The sequence below is a fragment of the Alteromonas sp. MmMcT2-2 genome, from assembly GCF_022348305.1.
Lineage (GTDB): Bacteria > Pseudomonadota > Gammaproteobacteria > Enterobacterales > Alteromonadaceae > Alteromonas > Alteromonas macleodii.
The window spans coordinates 107,329-124,761 of the sequence record NZ_JAKRFA010000011.1 but is presented as its reverse complement, the minus strand read 5'-3'; the positions used below and the strand labels follow the sequence as shown (position 1 = coordinate 124,761).

The 17,433-nt window shown below is 44.0% G+C and carries 13 protein-coding genes and 1 pseudogene; 6 read left to right on the top strand and 8 right to left on the bottom strand.

Annotated elements, in window-relative coordinates; genetic code table 11:
- Nucleotides 1-97: 97 nt before the first annotated feature.
- Nucleotides 98-295 (top strand): annotated as a pseudogene (locus tag MHM99_RS09145) (GNAT family N-acetyltransferase); the annotation flags it as partial.
- Nucleotides 296-389: 94 nt separating this feature from the next.
- On the opposite strand, the gene MHM99_RS09140 reads toward MHM99_RS09145, so the two are convergent.
- Both MHM99_RS09140 and MHM99_RS09135 read right to left on the bottom strand, forming a co-directional pair.
- The gene (locus tag MHM99_RS09140) at nucleotides 390-2,471 is read right to left on the bottom strand and encodes a TonB-dependent siderophore receptor (protein WP_049585922.1); all 2,082 of its coding nucleotides are present in this window, start codon (nucleotides 2,469-2,471) and stop codon (nucleotides 390-392) included.
- A 509-nt stretch (nucleotides 2,472-2,980) separates the two neighbouring features.
- On the bottom strand, nucleotides 2,981-3,595 hold the full coding sequence (locus MHM99_RS09135; RefSeq protein WP_014976048.1) for a TetR/AcrR family transcriptional regulator: 615 nt from the start codon (nucleotides 3,593-3,595) through the stop codon (nucleotides 2,981-2,983).
- Nucleotides 3,596-3,804: 209 nt separating this feature from the next.
- Here MHM99_RS09135 and MHM99_RS09130 point away from each other — a divergent pair, with 209 nt between their 5' ends.
- Entirely contained in the window at nucleotides 3,805-4,887 is a 1,083-nt protein-coding gene (locus tag MHM99_RS09130; protein ID WP_168532711.1) for an efflux RND transporter periplasmic adaptor subunit, read from the top strand.
- 3 nt (nucleotides 4,888-4,890) lie between these two features.
- A complete protein-coding gene (locus MHM99_RS09125) occupies nucleotides 4,891-7,932 on the top strand; it encodes an efflux RND transporter permease subunit (RefSeq protein WP_168463564.1) in 3,042 nt (1,013 codons plus the stop codon).
- A gap of 103 nt (nucleotides 7,933-8,035) precedes the next feature.
- Here MHM99_RS09125 and MHM99_RS09120 read toward each other — a convergent pair whose 3' ends face one another.
- Nucleotides 8,036-8,455 carry a CBS domain-containing protein gene (locus MHM99_RS09120; protein WP_168463563.1) on the bottom strand — a complete coding sequence of 140 codons (420 nt, stop codon included), beginning with the start codon at nucleotides 8,453-8,455 and terminating at the stop codon, nucleotides 8,036-8,038.
- A 112-nt stretch (nucleotides 8,456-8,567) separates the two neighbouring features.
- The gene (locus MHM99_RS09115) at nucleotides 8,568-9,065 is read right to left on the bottom strand and encodes a YgjP-like metallopeptidase domain-containing protein (RefSeq protein WP_168463562.1); all 498 of its coding nucleotides are present in this window, start codon (nucleotides 9,063-9,065) and stop codon (nucleotides 8,568-8,570) included.
- Nucleotides 9,066-9,294: 229 nt separating this feature from the next.
- Between MHM99_RS09115 and MHM99_RS09110 the strand changes: the two genes are divergently transcribed.
- Nucleotides 9,295-9,591 carry a diguanylate cyclase gene (locus MHM99_RS09110; protein ID WP_343213276.1) on the top strand — a complete coding sequence of 99 codons (297 nt, stop codon included), beginning with the start codon at nucleotides 9,295-9,297 and terminating at the stop codon, nucleotides 9,589-9,591.
- On the opposite strand, the gene MHM99_RS09105 is transcribed toward MHM99_RS09110, so the two are convergent.
- Nucleotides 9,568-10,134: a cytochrome b gene (locus tag MHM99_RS09105; RefSeq protein ID WP_014948879.1), complete on the bottom strand. Its 567-nt coding sequence runs from the start codon at nucleotides 10,132-10,134 to the stop codon at nucleotides 9,568-9,570. The genes MHM99_RS09110 and MHM99_RS09105 overlap by 24 nt on opposite strands.
- Nucleotides 10,135-10,614: 480 nt before the next feature.
- On the opposite strand from MHM99_RS09105, the gene asd reads away from it, so the two are divergent.
- Nucleotides 10,615-11,739 carry an aspartate-semialdehyde dehydrogenase gene (gene asd / locus MHM99_RS09100; protein WP_014948878.1) on the top strand — a complete coding sequence of 375 codons (1,125 nt, stop codon included), beginning with the start codon at nucleotides 10,615-10,617 and terminating at the stop codon, nucleotides 11,737-11,739.
- 118 nt (nucleotides 11,740-11,857) lie between these two features.
- Here the strand turns inward: asd and MHM99_RS09095 are convergent, their stop codons facing one another.
- Nucleotides 11,858-12,217: a VOC family protein gene (locus tag MHM99_RS09095; protein WP_168532646.1), complete on the bottom strand. Its 360-nt coding sequence runs from the start codon at nucleotides 12,215-12,217 to the stop codon at nucleotides 11,858-11,860.
- A gap of 125 nt (nucleotides 12,218-12,342) precedes the next feature.
- Between MHM99_RS09095 and MHM99_RS09090 the strand changes: the two genes are divergently transcribed.
- The gene (locus MHM99_RS09090; protein WP_239219067.1) at nucleotides 12,343-14,868 is read left to right on the top strand and encodes an ATP-binding protein; all 2,526 of its coding nucleotides are present in this window, start codon (nucleotides 12,343-12,345) and stop codon (nucleotides 14,866-14,868) included.
- Between the two features lie 4 nt (nucleotides 14,869-14,872).
- On the opposite strand, the gene MHM99_RS09085 is transcribed toward MHM99_RS09090, so the two are convergent.
- Entirely contained in the window at nucleotides 14,873-16,063 is a 1,191-nt protein-coding gene (locus tag MHM99_RS09085; RefSeq protein ID WP_239219065.1) for a porin, read from the bottom strand.
- A 163-nt stretch (nucleotides 16,064-16,226) separates the two neighbouring features.
- Nucleotides 16,227-17,243 carry a 2-dehydropantoate 2-reductase gene (locus MHM99_RS09080; protein WP_239219063.1) on the bottom strand — a complete coding sequence of 339 codons (1,017 nt, stop codon included), beginning with the start codon at nucleotides 17,241-17,243 and terminating at the stop codon, nucleotides 16,227-16,229.
- Nucleotides 17,244-17,433: the final 190 nt, after the last annotated feature.

Sequence of the window (17,433 nt, the reverse complement as noted above, 5' to 3'; positions counted from 1 at the left end):
TTGAACACTTAAGGTAAAAATCGACTAGCCAACGATGCGTTGATCTGAGGTGTTCAAATAAAACCGGAATGGGTGTTCAAGTAAATCGGAATACGCAGCAGGGAAAGCGTTATTGCAACACTTAGCTAAAACAGCGGTAGAAAACGACTGCGGGCGTTTCGAATGGAGCGTTTTAGATTGGAACAAACCAGCTATCGATTTTTACGAGTCACTTGGCGCTAAACCAAAGAGTGAATGGTTAGGCTATCGTATGGATGGACAGACACTTATCGACTTTGCAAAGCAAGGCGAATAGAGCACAAAGCCTCTAAATACAAAGTGCAAAGATAAAAAAAGCCACTCGCTTTCGCGAATGGCTTTTAAACAATATTTTAAAACTGACGGTTAATTTAGAAAGAACCAATCAGTGATAGACGCGCATTAATTGGCGCACCTACTGTTACCTGATGCGTAGAGTGTGCATTCGGGAAGTAAAGCGTATCAGTCAAGTTTTCAACGTTTAACTGAAGGCGCATTTTGTCGCTAAGCGTGTAGTAAGCAGACGCATCAACACGCGTATAGCTAGGTAGTACAGGCGATGAAGCACTTGTCGATACCTTACTTTCGTCCTGATATGTAGCACCAATGCCGAAGCCAAATACTTCATTCACTTCGTAGGTTGTCCACACAGACATCGTATTTTCAGGCAGCTCACGAAGCTCTACGCCACTTGCGTTTTCGCCGTCAAGGTTGCTGTAGTTTGCAGTAATATACCACTTGTCTGTGATATAACCTTGCAGCTGTAGCTCAAAACCAGATACATCTGAGTCAACTTCAACAAAGCTTTCAGGGTCATTCGGGTCGTTATCCAATGACGTCTGCTCGTTCTCAAAGATAGCTGCTGTAAAGCTCATGCTGTCGTTGAAGTCCCACTTAACACCAATTTCTTGGTTCGTGAACGTGTCTGGATCTAGCGCGTTTGCGTCGCCATTAATATTCGCATATTGCTCGCCGCTGCGTGGCAAGAATGACTCACTGTAGCTAGCGTATATAGAGATATTTTTCTGTGGCTTATACACTAGGCCTGCACGCGGTGACACTTCTTCGTCTTTTCTGCTGCGTGTCTCTAAAACTTCAGGGTCCGCGTTGAATACTTCAATATCGAAGCTGTCAAAACGTGCACCTAGTACAAGGTCGAAGTTGTCTGATAGTGCAATTTCATCTTGAACATAGAAAGAGTATACATCCAAGTCTACATGCGTATCGTCGTTCAAGTCAGAGAAGTCTGCTGTAACTGTTACGCCTTCAGCATTTGTACCAGTTAAACCACGGAAGCTTAACGGACGTGAAATATTAAACGTTTCTCTATCACCGTCAGTGGAATCAAACACAGGGTTGTAACGATCTTGGTTTGACTTGGTATTAATAACCTCACCACCGAAGATAACCGTGTGCCCAATGCTTCCCGTTTCAAATTCGCCAACTAGGTTAGAAGACAAGATCATGTTTTCACGCTGCGTAGTATCAACGTATCCGTCTAGCGTTACTTGCTCAGTCTCAGCGTTATAACCTGCCGCATAAAAGGTCGAGTAAACTTTGTCATAGTCACCGTAAAAAGCGTTGAAGTTACCTTTCAGGTTATCTGAGAAAGTGTGCTCAACGTTTGCACGGAACACGTCAGCGCCCAATGTTTGGTAATTGTTATCTGGATCGCCAAACACGATTTCTTCAAACGCTTCAACTGGCTCGCCGTTGGCTGTTGGCACACCGCGGTCAATAAAGCGCTCGTGGTCGATATATTCATACGACACATCAACAATTGTGTCATCGCTTAACTCAAAGCGTGCCGTTGGGTTGAAGCCGTAACGATCTCCGTAAAAGAAGTCGCGATGATTATCTAAGCTTTCGTACATGGCGTTAATGCGCAGGGCCGACTTATCGCCCGTGTCAACATTGGTGTCTAACTGTAAGTTGTATGCACCAAACGTATTAGCAGATACGTTGTAGTTTACAAACTTATCGCTCGTTTTCGCTTTCTTAGATACACGATTTAAGATACCGCCCGTACCACCGCGACCGAATAGCAATGCATTTGGACCACGAAGAATTTCTACCTGTTCAACATTGTAAAGTGCACGGTAGTATTGAACGTCATCACGGTTACCATCTAAGTAGAAATCTGCAGTAGAGCGCACACCACGGAATACTACCGAGTCGCGGTGACCTTCACCTTGCGATGTATTAACACCTGGTGCGTAGTCAATAATTTGTCCAATGCTAGTAATACCGCGAGCCGTTATTTCTTCAGCCGTAATAATCGACAAGCTCTGTGGCACGTCGATAATAGGTGTAGGGCTTTTAATTGAGTTGGACTGGTTAACCGAAAGGTACTTCCCTTTCACCGTTAGTCTCTCAATATCTTCCATATCAGCAGCAAAAGTTGCTGGGCTTAGAATTATCGCAGCAGCAATACTCGTAAGTTTGAATTTCAAAATTGCTCTCCAAGTGTTCTGTAAGTGTTGTGTGTTTACTTTTAAAAATCTGTAAAACCCTATTATCACGACCCGGCTTTCTGCCGAATTTTGCAATTGCAAATAATAATAGTTGTTATTTTTGGTCGGGATATTATAAAAATTTAGAACAAATGACGAGAGCAAAAGCGACAAAATTTAAAAACTCTTTATAAATTTTCTTAATTTATTAGATGAATAAGACTCAAATTGCACCAAAATAGACTAAAGAATAAGCAGGTGAATATATTTCGTACGATTGTAGAGGAGCATATTGCAGGTGTCGGAGGACGAGCGACAGGGAGAACAAACAGCTAAGTGAAAAGGTATTTACTGGCTACATCATCTGAAGTGTAGTCCGTTTGAATCAAGAGGGATCTGTGAAGTTAGCGCGAAGACGGATAAGCGGAAAAAATGTTTGGGAAGTAAAAGTTCAATGGCCCTTCAATACTGAAAGAGCCTTGAACAAACTCATTGATATAGCCTGCCAACTACACAACAGCATAGCGGCTTAAAATCAAAGCCACTGTGTGTTTTGCTAAGCTCTTCTTATCGTTATCGCTGAGGGAATCTTCAATTTTGAACAGCTGAGGCCAAAAGCACTGCCCTTTTACTAAGCTATCAATTTCATCGACAACCCGATCCAAGTCGTCAAACGCGAGTTTATTGTCGGCTTTGGCATCCTTTAACCAGCGGTGCATAGCCGTCTCTTGGGCTTTTAATTGCGCAACTTCATCTTTTAGCTTTTCCGGCTCGTAGAAGAAGTGGCCAATCGCAACCCGAGCTAAATCGAGGTGTGATTCACTCACCATAAACTCAATGTCTTGCAAAATAAGGTCTTCTAGCTGCTCGTCTAGCGGAAGCGTAGCATCGTACTTTTTATTAATATTTAAAATAGCCGTTTGCCACTGCTGCGTAACCAAATGCATCACCAGCTCTTCTTTTGTAGAAAAGTGATTGTACACAGTGCGCTTTGACACATTTGCCAGTTCAGCCAGCTTATCCATGCTTGTGCCGTTAACGCCAAACTCTTGGAATGCCTGTGTTGCCGCCTGAATAATGGCTTCGCGTTTGATGTCGCTACGCGTACGTGTGTTGCCTACCATATGGAAATTCTCAAAATTAGTTATCCGCTACATTAACCCGATCATTTTACACCGAACAGTTTACTTTTCAATGTGACCGCACTAAAATGCACTCACCAGTTTACTTTAGGTAATGACTATCTTTGCTGCCGTTGTGCATATCATCACTACCTTGGTTTACACATCTATACTTTAATTACCCTGACTATGGATTACATACACCTATGTCCATGATGCGATTCTCTCACATTTTATTTTTAAGCGTTTTATCGGTTTCCACTTTAAGTGCATGTTCTTCCGAAGAGCCTGCCGAGCAACAAGCAAACGTTGCACCTCGTTATGTCAAACTCGCTACGGTTAGCAACATTCCAGATTTTGACGAATTCACCTTCCCTGCCGTTGTATCGGCAGTGAAAACCGTCGATTTAAGCTTTGAAGTTTCAGGCCGCCTTATCCAGACCGACTTGGTGACAGGCAGTGATATCAATAAAGGCAAGTTACTGGCCACTATTGATCGTAAACCATTCGAAAGACGCGTGGACGAGTCTACGACACGACTTGATCAGGCTAAACGAGAGCTTGATAGAATTGAGAAAATGTTCGCTCAAAAGCTAGTTGCACAGAGCTCTCTGGATACTGCAAAAACATCTTACGAACTAGCGGTTATCGACTTAAAAAATGCAGAGCAAGATTTGAGCTACACACAGCTTTATGCTCCTTTTGATGCAAAGGTATCTCAACGACTTGTTGAAAATAACAGTTTTGTTGCCGCAGGTACGCCGATTGCTCGCCTGCAAGATGTGTCTAAAATATACTTCAACATAAATGTTCCTGAGCGCTTACTTACTGCCAATATTGGCCGTGGGATAAAACAAGCCAGCGCCACATTAGCCACCAATCGCAGCCAGTGGTACCCGGTGAACTATGTAGAGCACTCTACTCAACCCGACCCTGTGTCGCAAACTTATGAAGTGGTGTTTGCCATGGAGCCTCGCGAAGAACTACCGTTAACGCCAGGCGCCCGCGCAGTGGTAAAAGTCAGCCTACAAGGTAGCCTTTATCCAGAAGGCTTTATTGTGCCTGTAAGAGCACTTGTAGGTGACAAGGACTCAGGCTTTGCAGTGTGGGTATATAACGATGAAACAAGTTCAGTGGCCAAGCAAGCCGTAAACGTTAAGCATATTGAAAATGAGCTAGCGATTATTGAGGGTAAGAGCCAAGGCGAAATCACCCTTGGCCAGCAAGTGGTTGCTGCTGGAGCAACACAAATGCGTGCAGACATGAAAGTGCTTCCTTACCAAGGAGAGAAGTAATTTATGGATATCGCACGCTATTCAATTGATAAGCCCGTCAACATTTGGCTAATGGTAGTCATCCTGCTTTTAGGCGGCGTTTTGGCTATGAGTAAAATTGGTCGCTTAGAAGATCCTGCGTTTACCATCAAACAGGTAAAGGTATACACCAACTATCCTGGAGCCAGTGCTGAAAAGGTAGAACGTGAAGTCACTGAACGCTTGGAAATTGCCATTCAGCAAATGCCGCAGTTAAAGGAAGTGACGTCAGTTTCATCGCCGGGCCTTTCAGAAATTACCGTTGAAGTTAAGAGTACTTACGACAGTAACCTCTTACCACAGATATGGGATGAGTTGAGAAAGCGACTTCGCGACACCGCAAGCTCGTTGCCAACGGGGGCACAAAACCCAGTGGTATTTGATGATTTCGGTGACGTTTACGGGCTTTATTACGCGTTAAGTGCACCTGATTTCGATACTCGGGAGCTTCGAGAATTCGCCCGAATTATTCGACGTGACCTGCTTACTACAGAAGGCGTTGCCAAGGTAAATGTCACTGGCGTTCAAAAAGAACAGATAGTGGCCTATATCAACCCTTATCAACTCGCTGGCTTAGGCATTTCATTTCCTGATCTCGCCTCTCTTTTTGAAGACAACCTGCGCCCGTTCAACGGCGGCCGTATTAAAGTTGACGAAAAAAATGTGCGCCTAATTGTAGAGCGCGCGCCAGACAGACTAGAAGAAATATCTAATCTGTCAGTGGTAGTGCCTGGCACAAACCGTTCCCTTCGGGTTGCTGATATTGCCACGCTAAAGTTAGAGCCTGCCGACATACAGCCCGTTCATGTACGCTACAACGGTGAAGAAGCACTTACGCTTTCAGTATCAGCGTTGACCGACGTTAACATTGTTGATGTGGGCGAGCGCGTTAACGCAAAAGTAGAAAAGCTGCTTCAAGAACTGCCTGTCGGTATTACGCTTACGCCTATTTACGATCAGGCCTCAGTCGTCGACGAATCGGTTACTGGCTTTATTAATAACCTCGTTATGTCGGTGGCGGTTGTTACCTTAACGCTATGTTTGTTCATGGGATGGCGCTCAGGCGTGGTAGTTGGCTCTGTGCTACTTGTCACCGTACTAGGTACTATTCTAATCATGTGGCTTATGGATATTCAGCTTCAAAGGATATCACTTGGTGCCATGGTTATCGCCATGGGTATGCTGGTAGATAACGCTATCGTAGTTGCTGAGGGGATGATGCTGCGCATGGCCACGGGCTCTACAGCCAAAGAATCAGCCAGCTTTATTGTTAAGCGAACGCAGTGGCCCTTACTTGGCGCAACCGTTATCGGTATTGCGGCTTTTTCAGGCATAGGTCTTTCAAACGATGCTACAGGCGAGTTTCTTTATTCATTGTTTGCCGTAGTGTTGGTTTCCCTCATGATAAGTTGGGTATTAGCGGTAACCTTGGTGCCCGTGCTTGGCGCATATTTTTACCGCAAAGGTATTGGGCAAACCACAGGTAACGAACTCTCTGCATCGCAACGCTGGTTTAAGCGTGCACTTTTAGGCGCACTTAAGCTTCGTTGGGTAACCATTGGTGCACTGTTTGTTATTACTATCGTGGCTTATGGAAGTTTTGGCATGGTAAAACAAGGCTTCTTCCCTCCGTCCAACGCGCCGCTGTTCTTTGTGCATTATTGGGGCCCGCAAGATAGAGATATACGTGCCACTGAAGTCATTGCAAAAGAAGCTGAAGCTCGTATTTTGGGAATGGAAAACGTCACGGCTGTAACCACCTTTATAGGGCAAGGCGCCGATCGTTTCACCCTCACTTATGCACCTAAAAGTGCTAACGAAAACTATGCCTTTTTCATGGTTCGTGCGAATGAACTTGATAATATTCCGGCTATTCAAAGCGCGCTTGCGAGTAAGCTTACCGACCTAGACTTCGACGCTAGCTTTTATATGGAGCGCATGCAGTTTGGCCCCGGCTCTGGTGCAAAACTTGAGGCCCGTTTTTCAGGCCCAGATACTGAAATACTTCGCGAACTGGCGGATGAAGCCAAAGCACTGCTTTTTGCTGACGGACAGGTGAAAGACGTTCGACATAACTGGCGTGAAAAAGGCTTTGCCATTAATACGCAGTTTGACAACTACAACGCAGGGATTGCTGGCGTTTCGCATAGTGACTTTAGCCAGACCATACAGTATGCAAGTAGCGGCGTTCAGCTAGGTACGGTGCAAGACGGTGATTATGCTTACAACATTATTGCAAAGATGGGTAAGGCTGAAGATACCGAGCTTCAATCAATACGTGAATCACAAGTATGGTCTACGCAACAGCGCCAATACGTGCCTTTCACACAGGTATCTCAGGGCTTGGAGTTAATGACCGAAGAAATGCGTATTCACCGTCGCGACCGCGTTCGCACCATTACGGTAGAAGCTGAGCCGGGTGACGATGAAACTGCAGCCAAAGCGTTAGCGAGAATCCGCCCACTTATTGAAGACATAGAACTTCCAGCTGGATATTCATTAGAATGGGGTGGCGAATTTGAAAGCTCTAGCGATGCACAAAAAGCGCTGGGCGCTGGCTTGCCTGCTGGCTTCCTAGTCATGTTTATTATCTCAGTGTTGCTATTCGGTCATGCTCGTCAGCCGCTGATTATCTGGCTTGTAGTACCTATGGCTATTGTTGGTGTAGTCTCTGGTCTATTAGGTACCGATATGCCGTTTGGCTTTATGTCGCTACTCGGCTTCTTAAGCTTGTTTGGCATGCTTATTAAGAACGCTATTGTACTTATTGAAGAAATTGACCTTCAGATAGAAGAAGGCTTAGCCATTCGCCAAGCGATTGTTGACGCTACTATCAGCCGTGTACGCCCTGTTTCACTGGCGGCGGTAACGACCATATTAGGGATGGCGCCGCTGCTGTTCGACGCCTTCTTTGCCGATATGGCAGTGACCATTATGGGTGGCCTGGCCTTTGCGACGGTACTTACACTTATCGCTGTGCCCGTACTCTACAGTTTGCTGTTTAAAGTCAGCTACCGCAAAAGCTAACGCTTTAAAACTAACGGTCTCTTCACCGCAATTTATAAACGCAGGTAGAGAGACCACTCCCCTTTCAAGCGGTGTTCACTATTAATAACATACGAGTACCGACCTAACGCTTTGCCTCTACCCTACTTTGCATAAACTTCATCACATCGCGCCACGACACCATTCCTACTGGATGCCTTTTCGTGTCGATAATAGGAATGCAGGAAATTTTGTGGGAATTAAAAAGCTCAATAGCCGAATAAACAGAGTCACTTGGGTTAAGTGTAATGACTTCACGAGTCATGATTTGGTGCGCTTTTTTATCCAATGTAGCGCGATCAAGCTTTCGTTCGCTTAGGGTATCTACAAAAGGACTAATCGATTTCATCAAGTCTCTGTCAGATATAATCCCCTGCAGCTTATTGTCATGCACCACGACCAAATGATGAAACTCCGCAGCAGCAAAGAGCTCGCGCAATGACTGTAAACTGTCATCCATGTGCACGCTAACCACCCGCGTAGACATAATTTTAGCAATGCTCATTAATACTCCTCATTAATTCCAGTGCTTCGGCTTTAATTTAGTTATAGCAAGCACATGACAATTGTACCTAACACGGGTTAAACATAGCGACACCTGATGAGGCGTTCACATGTTACGTATACGGGTTTTCTCCCATTGATAAGGCCACACAGAACAAGCGTAAATCCAGCTCTAGTTGATGATAATCTGGCTCCATATAGCAGCAAAGTTTATAGAAGGCTTTATTGTGGTCTTTTTCTTTAAAGTGCGCCAGTTCATGTACTACAAGGGCTTTTAACAAGGCCTCTGGGGCATAGAGTAAATCGTTATTAATGGCCAAGTCGTGTTTGCGCGTTTTACCCTGCATACGGTAAGTATGCGTACCTAGCGCGTTAGTTATCATATCACCTTGCTTTTTAAACGCGGCGCGCCCAAACGGTGGCGCATTTTTTAAGTATCGCTTTTTTAAATCCGTCGCGTACTGATACAGCAATTTGTCGGTGGTTATATCATGGGCCTCTGGGTATTTTTTTAGTAAATAACGCTGTAGCCGATTGCTGGAAATGAGCTGTAAGGCTTGCTCCACAATAGTTGAAGGGTAGCCGTTAAAATACCGAGCATATTCATTCACGTTTTTTCTCCTTTACGTCAGGAATTATAAAGCAAATTGGAGCCGTAGACAGTGAAAGTCCCCACCGAGGTTTACGGTATTGTTCCCGCAAGAAGCTTTGATGGAGGGGACATTAGCTACACTACGCCTTACAACAACTGTAATTTATTGATTAAAGGCTTTTGCTCGCAATGAGTTTGCTACGGGTGAATATAAACTAAAACCAGAGAAAACTGACGACGCCACATGAATTCAACTAATCGCCAGCCCTTTAGCCACTGAAGATGGCGAACGCTACTATCAGCTTACGCTGAATGATGCTTCTAGTCGAAAACACGAACTCCAGAAACTGGCCTTACAGACAGACTTTGGTGCACTCACAGGTATTTATAATCGCAATGGCGGTGAAAAACCGATTGCGAAGTTAATGAGAAAAAACCGCCACTTCGCTCTCGCGTTAATTGACCTGAACGGCTTCAAAGCGGTGAACGATATTTTCGGTCATGATACGGGCGACGAAGCACTACTCCCCAATGGTTTTGCCTAGCATGCGCTTCAATGTGCCATCTTTATCAACGAAATGATGCTTAAGAGCGCCAGCAATATGTAGCAAGAGTGCGACAATAACGGTATAACCAAGATAGAAGTGTATAGCGCCACCTGCTTTGGAAAGCTCGTAATTTATCGGTAGCGTTTTCTCAGGATCTTCAACACTATAATTTGGCGCGAAAACCTCCAGACCAAAAACTGACAGCCCGTGCCCACCCAATACCGACGCCATCAAGCCTGAAATTGGCATTAAGAGCGTGGCGATAATTAACACCCAGTGCACAACTGACGCTAATTTATGCTCTATTGGCTTATAGTTAGCAGCAGCGCTAGGCCAACCATTTTTCATGCGCCATACCACACGTGCTAGTGCGACAAAGAGTACAAGAAAACCAATCGCTTTGTGCCAGGGGTATAGTGCATACACACCGTTTTCCGACATGTAAATCCCAGTGGCAAGCAAGCCAATAATGGTTAATCCAACCAACCAGTGCAAAAATACCGTAGTGGTAGCAAATTTGTTATGACTATCGTACTGCATGCGTTCCTCACTTTTATTTTCATATTAAGAACTACGTTTTCCTTAAAGCGTATCTCAATATTGTATATCTCCTCACACATTGTGAGGGATTAATTCTATTTATAAAGCAATTTTTAGACCGTAAGCAGTGCATAGACACAATGAGGGGTTAATACAGGTTCACTCTCTACCCTGCGCTTTGATTGCTCCTTCAAGTGTTTTGTTTAAATTTTTTGCCATGAACTAGCCGTTTCTAAAATGCTTATATCAGCGATAGATTATTTATAAAAACCATCTAGCCAGCGGGATAAATAACACTTAGACTGCAAAGACAAAAATAAAAACGACAGGTATTGCGCCAGCACAATAAAGCAGCGGCGTTCGACATCATTCTACGTTCAATTGATAGACACGTTAATTCATAAGTACATGTGTTAGCGTTGAGCAAAAGACATAGGTGGTGAAGTACTTTTCATTTTAGTAACAAGGGTTCTCAATTTAATGTCACAACAAAAAGTAGGTTTAGTGGGCTGGCGCGGTATGGTTGGCTCAGTATTAATGCAGCGCATGCAAGAAGAGCAAGATTTCGCGCACATTGAGCCCACCTTTTTCACTACCTCGCAAAAAGGTAGTGCAGCACCAGATTTTGCTGGAAAGGATGCTGGTGTTCTAGAAGATGCGCACGATATTGAAGCGCTATCTAAACAGGATATCATTATTACCTGTCAGGGCGGCGACTACACAAAAGCCGTGTACAACGATTTAAGAGCCACTGGCTGGAACGGTTATTGGATTGATGCTGCGTCAGCGCTTCGTATGAAAGACGATGCCGTAATTATTCTAGATCCAGTAAACCGTAAAGAAATTGATAGTGGCATTGAAAAAGGCATTCGTACCTACGTAGGTGGAAACTGCACGGTTTCCCTTATGCTTCTGGCACTCGGTGGCCTGTTTGAGAAAGACTTGGTTGAATGGGCTTCGCCAATGACCTATCAAGCCGCTTCAGGTTCAGGTGCACAGCACATGCGTGAGCTAATTAATCAAATGGGTGCAATTCACAGTAATGTGAAAGCTAAAGTTGAAGATCCTGCTACCGCGATTTTAGAAATTGACCAGCAAGTGTCTGAGTTTATTCGAAGCGCAGACTATCCTAGTGAACAGTTCGGTGTTCCGCTTGCAGGTAGCTTAATTCCGTACATCGATTCGCAACTACCTTCAGGTCAAAGCCGCGAAGAGTGGAAAGCCCAAGCGGAAGCCAACAAGATTTTAGGTATTAAAGGCAGTGAAGTGCCGATTGACGGTATTTGTGTACGTGTTGGCGCCATGCGCTGTCATAGCCAGGCTATCACACTTAAGCTAAAGAAAGACTTGCCTCTAGCCGAAATTGAAACAATCTTGGCTAACCACAACGACTGGGTAAAAGTGATTCCTAACGATCGCGACGCGACGATGCAAGAACTTACGCCAGCGAAAGTGACCGGTACACTGTCTATTCCCGTAGGCCGTATTCGCAAGCTTAACATGGGTCCTGAATATATCTCGGCATTTACTGTCGGCGATCAGCTATTGTGGGGTGCCGCAGAGCCGCTTCGCAGAATGCTGCGCATTGTGCTTGAGCAAAAGTAACGACAAGCCAATAGCTAATTAAACTGAATTTAGAGCGCCTTGCTGTGTCGTTACACGCAAGGCGTTTTTTATCAGACTATAAAAGCCAGAATCACTAGACATCGTAGACACGATAGCGCTATTTTGCCGACTCAGACCAAACAGCAAGCTCATTACCACCTGGCTCGACAAAATGAAAGCGACAGCCCCCCGGGAAGTCAAACAACGGTTTAGTAATTGTTCCACCTGCTTTTTCTACACATTCTTGCGATTCAGAAATGTTATTGGAATACAACACCAATAAAGGCGCACCACTTTCTGCCTTCATCACACGTTGTGCAGAAAAAATCCCTCCGTCCATGCCAGCATTGCTAAACGCACTGTATTCACTGCCATAATCGGTAAAACACCAGCCAAACGCACTTTCAAAAAACGCTTTTGAGCGGCGAATATCTAGAGATGCAAATTCGACATAGTTGAGTTTGGTGCTTTCTTGCATGTCACTCTCCTCTTTTTAAAAAATGATGAGCTCATACTATCACCAACTTTAGACTTATTGATTAAATTCTAAACGTGCTTAATCGTTTAATATAAGACAAATAGCATTTATTCGGGTCACTTAGTTTGCAGCATTTTATTAGTTTGGCTTTATTGCTTGCCCTAACTTGGAGTATGGGAGCGGTTAGTGCTCATGCATCTATCTCAGACAAGGTCAGCGAAATTAAAGTGGACGTTGAGACCTTAGTGCCTATGCCTATAGGGGCAGCAATAAAAAAGCTTGAAACTTGGTTGTTATCTGACACATTAACGCAAGATGAAAAAAGAAAAGTGGGCGCGCTTTATGTTCAGTACCAACTCTCGATACACCAACGCCCTTCCGAAAAAATCTTAAATTCGCTGATTGCGTTGCAAGACAACTCGAGTGAAGGGCTTACAATCGCTACTGGTGTAGCAAGAATGTATGGTATTTCAGCAGACTACGACAAAGCCTACGAGCACTTTAACCGCGTTGTTGCAGCGCCTGATATTCCACCAAGCGTAAAGGCCTACGCGCTTATTTACCAGGTATTAACTTACAGCGAGGGGCAGGTTTTTGCGCCTAACGCTGAGCTTATCAACACGGTAAACGATATACTAACCAAACATACGCTTACCAAGCTTCGACCGTTGTACTATGCAATTGTGGCAGACTACTATCAATCAGTCAGTGCTTATGACATTGCGCTGTCTTACTATGAGAAGTCGCTTGATGGCGCCAAAGTTGAAAACCAGCGAATTTTGGTCAGTGACAACCTATACGCCATTGGTATTCTGTATAGAAATTTAGGAAACTATAGCAAGGCCATCGACTACTTTGAGCGCGCCATAGAATTCGATTCGCAAATTGATATTAACTATTCTGAGTTTCTTGCCACTTACGGTATCGCTACAACCTATTATCGTTCAGGTAACCTCCAGAAAGCACTGACACTGTCTGATATTGTTCTTGCTCATCCTCTCTCATCTTCTTTTTACAATAGCGAAATTTACCGTTTAAAAGCGGAAGCTCACCTTAGTTTAGGAGAACTGGATAAGGCGTCAAACGCGCTTAGTAAAGCACGTGTACTCTACGATGAAAACCGCGAAGCCGAGCAAACGACTTGGCGCGCACAGCTGGACAAAACAGAAGCCTACATTACTGCTGCGAAAGGTGATCACGCGCTGGCATTCAAACAATTTGAGGTTTTCCATGAAGCCTATTTGAATGCAAAGAAATATGAAGACTTAGAGCTAATAAAAAGCGCCAACTTAATTGATCAGATAACCCAAGAGAAAGACAGAGCAAATCAACTTGAGAATGAGAATAAAGCATTCGAGGAAGCGCTTTTGTTGAAAACAGAGGCTCAGCGCACCCAATCACTTTTTTCCACGTTGCTCGTCATACTTATTACACTCACACTAGTAACAATTGTTATCATTCTGATTTTATTGAGTAAATCAAGACAGGCTAATGCGCTTTACTTAACGGCGAAAGAAAAAGCAGAATTAAACAATCGGTTGAAGTCTGAGTTTATTTCTAATATTAGTCACGAGATTCGCACGCCTTTAAATGCCATTATTGGTTTTGGACAATCATTAGCGAGCCGCGCAGCAGACGTGCAAGCAAAGGATCTTACCAAGAAAATCGTCAATGCATCTGAAATGCTGCTTCAACTTATTAACGACCTACTCGACTTTTCGAAGATTGAAGCGGGCAAGCTAACGTTGGCTATCAGGCCTCACGACATCAATGAAAGCCTGTGTACATTAGTCGACATATTTTCAGACCAAGCGAAACGCAAAGGATTAGTGCTCCAGCTTCATATCGACAAAAACCTTAATAACGATTTGATGTTTGACGAACTTAGATTTAAGCAAATATTGGCAAACTTAATAAGCAATGCCATCAAGTTTTCTGATAAAGGAATTATAGAAATTGGATTATCCGTATCAGAGTCGAACGATAGTCATTGTGCCCTGCACTGCTGGGTAAAAGACAACGGGATTGGTATTTCGAAAGAAAACCAAGTAAAGCTGTTTACGCCTTTTACGCAAGCTGAAAGCTCCATAGCGAGAAAGTATGGCGGCACAGGCCTAGGGCTTAACATCAGTAATAATCTGCTTAAGCTAATGGGCTCTTCACTAACGCTTGAAAGCGAATTAGAACGAGGCTCTACTTTTTCTTTTGATGTCACGTTTGCTGTTGCAGCAGATATTGATGCTCCGCTGTCTGAGACAACTCAGCAACACGTTACGCTAGAAGGCGCTCGTGTCCTCCTTGCAGAAGACAACGACATAAATGTTGAAGTAATAAAAGCGCTTCTTGATGAATTCCATTTAGATTTAACACACGTATCAAACGGACAAAAGGCCATTGATGCATTGAAAGCGTGCACTTATGATTTGGTACTAATGGATATTCAAATGCCTGAAGTTGATGGGCTTAGCGCCACACGGCATATAAGAAATGTGCTTAAGTTAAAAACCCCCATCATTGCCCTGACGGCTAACGCCATGCAGCAAGATATCGACAGCTGTCACGCGGCAGGAATGGATGCCCATGTGGGCAAGCCCGTAGACAAGGCTCGCCTTGTTAACACACTAGGTGAGTTTCTTGCTCACTCGGCGTGAGTAGTTAAAAACTGACGTCCCACTGCAGAGAATAGATGGTCTCGTCCCCTACTTCAGTATCGAACTGATCCAGTGAAACCCTGCTTACCTCTGCGGTTAGTTTGTTTTTGTGGCCATTAAAAAAATAGTTGAATGCTACTGTCTTTTCAAAAAAGCGTTCGTCTTTTTCACTGTCTCGGGGCGAATAGGTCCCGAAGCGTGCAGCCATTTCAAGGGGCTCTGGCCACCAGCTGATTGATTCACTCAAAAAATAACCCGCCTGCACATAATAGCCGCGCAGCGTAGTTTCTCTATTGTTGTTCGCTAAATCTACAATATCTTTTTCATGATATTCCGCTTGAGCATTAAACCCTTTATAAAAATAGGCACCATCAATCACAAACTGCTGAATGTCGTACTGACCTTCGATTTCGCCCGCACTAAAGTTAGCTAAATTACCAGCGCCAGACGATGAAAAACGTGTAAACTGGCTTTTGAACTTCGCCCCTGCTATTGCTAGCGCTGCTTTGGGGGTAGCTGTTCGTTTAATGTCACTGTTTTTAAACCCGACAGACTCACCTAAGAAATTCCACTGTAATCGCCCTGTATACATATTCTCGCCATCGTGATTGCTATAATCACCACGGCCTGAGCCATTGAATACTCCTACCCAGTAATTGAAATTGGCCGCGCCTGGGCCATCAAGATTTCCGTAAAGGGATGCCCCCATTTGCCTATCTAGCGTAAATATTCTGTTGATGATTGAACGATCCATCATTTGCTGGCCGCCACTGCTAACACTGCGCTCTCTGGAATACTCGACTTTCCACTGACCAACCTTAAACCGAAGCGCGTCATACTTTTCAAAGGATAGTGTAGCGGTGAGCGTGCGCTGATCGACAGCATCGTATTCCACACCATATTTAATCCAGGGCAAACCAATGTGACCGTCTAATTTAACCCGCGCCCTGTTAACGCCAAATTGATTACCGGCATTATGCTCAAAGTCAGCACGCTCGGTAGGCTGGCTTATACCGGGATTGGCATAGCGAAACTGAAGTCTACCGCGCACGCGTAGTGAGAAGGTATTGTTGTCGCTTTGAAATGAAAGGCCGTTGCCATTGTACTGAGAGAACGTTGCGCTAGATTCACGCTCGACATCAACCTCAGACGCTAAAACCGTCGTATGGAAAAGCGACGCACATAAAGTACTCAACAGAAGACAAGAAGAAAAATGATTTTGGAAAAGCAAAGCACACTAAATATAACGGAAGTTTGCACGCAGGATATATATTTTAGTACAAGAATCAAGTGCTCTGACATAAAAATGACACAAAACTGTAATATTTAACGTTGAAATACACCGTTAGATAGATCTTTCACTTAAGCAGTAAAGCATTTGCCGGTAAGTGAGGACTTCCTTTCTGAGCAACTTCGTGTTGTTTGATCAGGTTAACAATATGCTTATTCACTGGCGTAGCTATGTGATTTTTTTCACCGAGCCTGACTATCTCGCCGTTCAAATAATCAATTTCCGTTCGTCGCCCCAGCGCTAAATCTTCAAACATTGATGAACGTGCTTCGGGATCTATTTTAAGCGTAGATGAAGCCACCACATTGAATAAAAAATTAGGTAGCTTCATAATTTTTGGCATCAGTTTGGGAATGACCTTACCGGTTCTTGCTGGTGTAATTCCTTCCGCTTTTAATACTGCTAACGCCTCTGACAACACCTTTGCCATAACCAACCTGTATTGCCTATCCCCTAGCTGAGATTTTAGCGGTATACCCGACAGTGCATTGACCGCGTTATTCAAGTTCATAATGAGTTTGCCATACTGTACAGCTTCCATATCGTTATAGACCTTAACGGGCAACGACGCGTTGTTAAGCGCTTTTATGATGTCAATACATTGGTTATTGGGGTCTTCAAGGGCAATATTACCTTCAGTACCACAGTGAAAATGGCCGTTACCTTTATAAAAAACATTGAAAGGTACCATGCCTGCAATTACGCATTGTTTTATGTACTGGCGAAGCAGGTGTGCATTACCCACTCCGTTTTGAAGACTGACTACGACTGCAGATTGCTTTGCATGCTGATTGATTATCGCAGCAGCCTGCTCGGTATCTTGGCTTTTAACGCAAAGCAAAATGACGTCAGCATCAACTAAACTATCGTTCTCAATTGAAAAAGCTAAATGCTCAGGCTTTGTTAGCTGCTCACGCCCTTGCCAATCCGATACTTTAAGACCATTGGCAGTAATATCATCATATAAACGCTGACGGCCAATGAGCGTAAGCGCATTAGCGGCGCTTAAGGTGGGGTCAGAGGCTAACAGGCAGCCCGCTACATAACATCCAATACTTCCCGCACCTAAGACGGCAATTTTCATTATTGACTCCCAATGAAAGTTTAGCTTTCAACACTTTGTTAGACTGCGATTAAACGATCAAAATGTAAACACAAAAATCACAATGAAATAACAAAAAGTGTTTCAGTATCAGTTATTTCCTATCAGTCCGATTTATTCTTTCAATTTTCCCCGGCGTCGTGATCTCCCTACAATTAGACCAAGTAGTCAA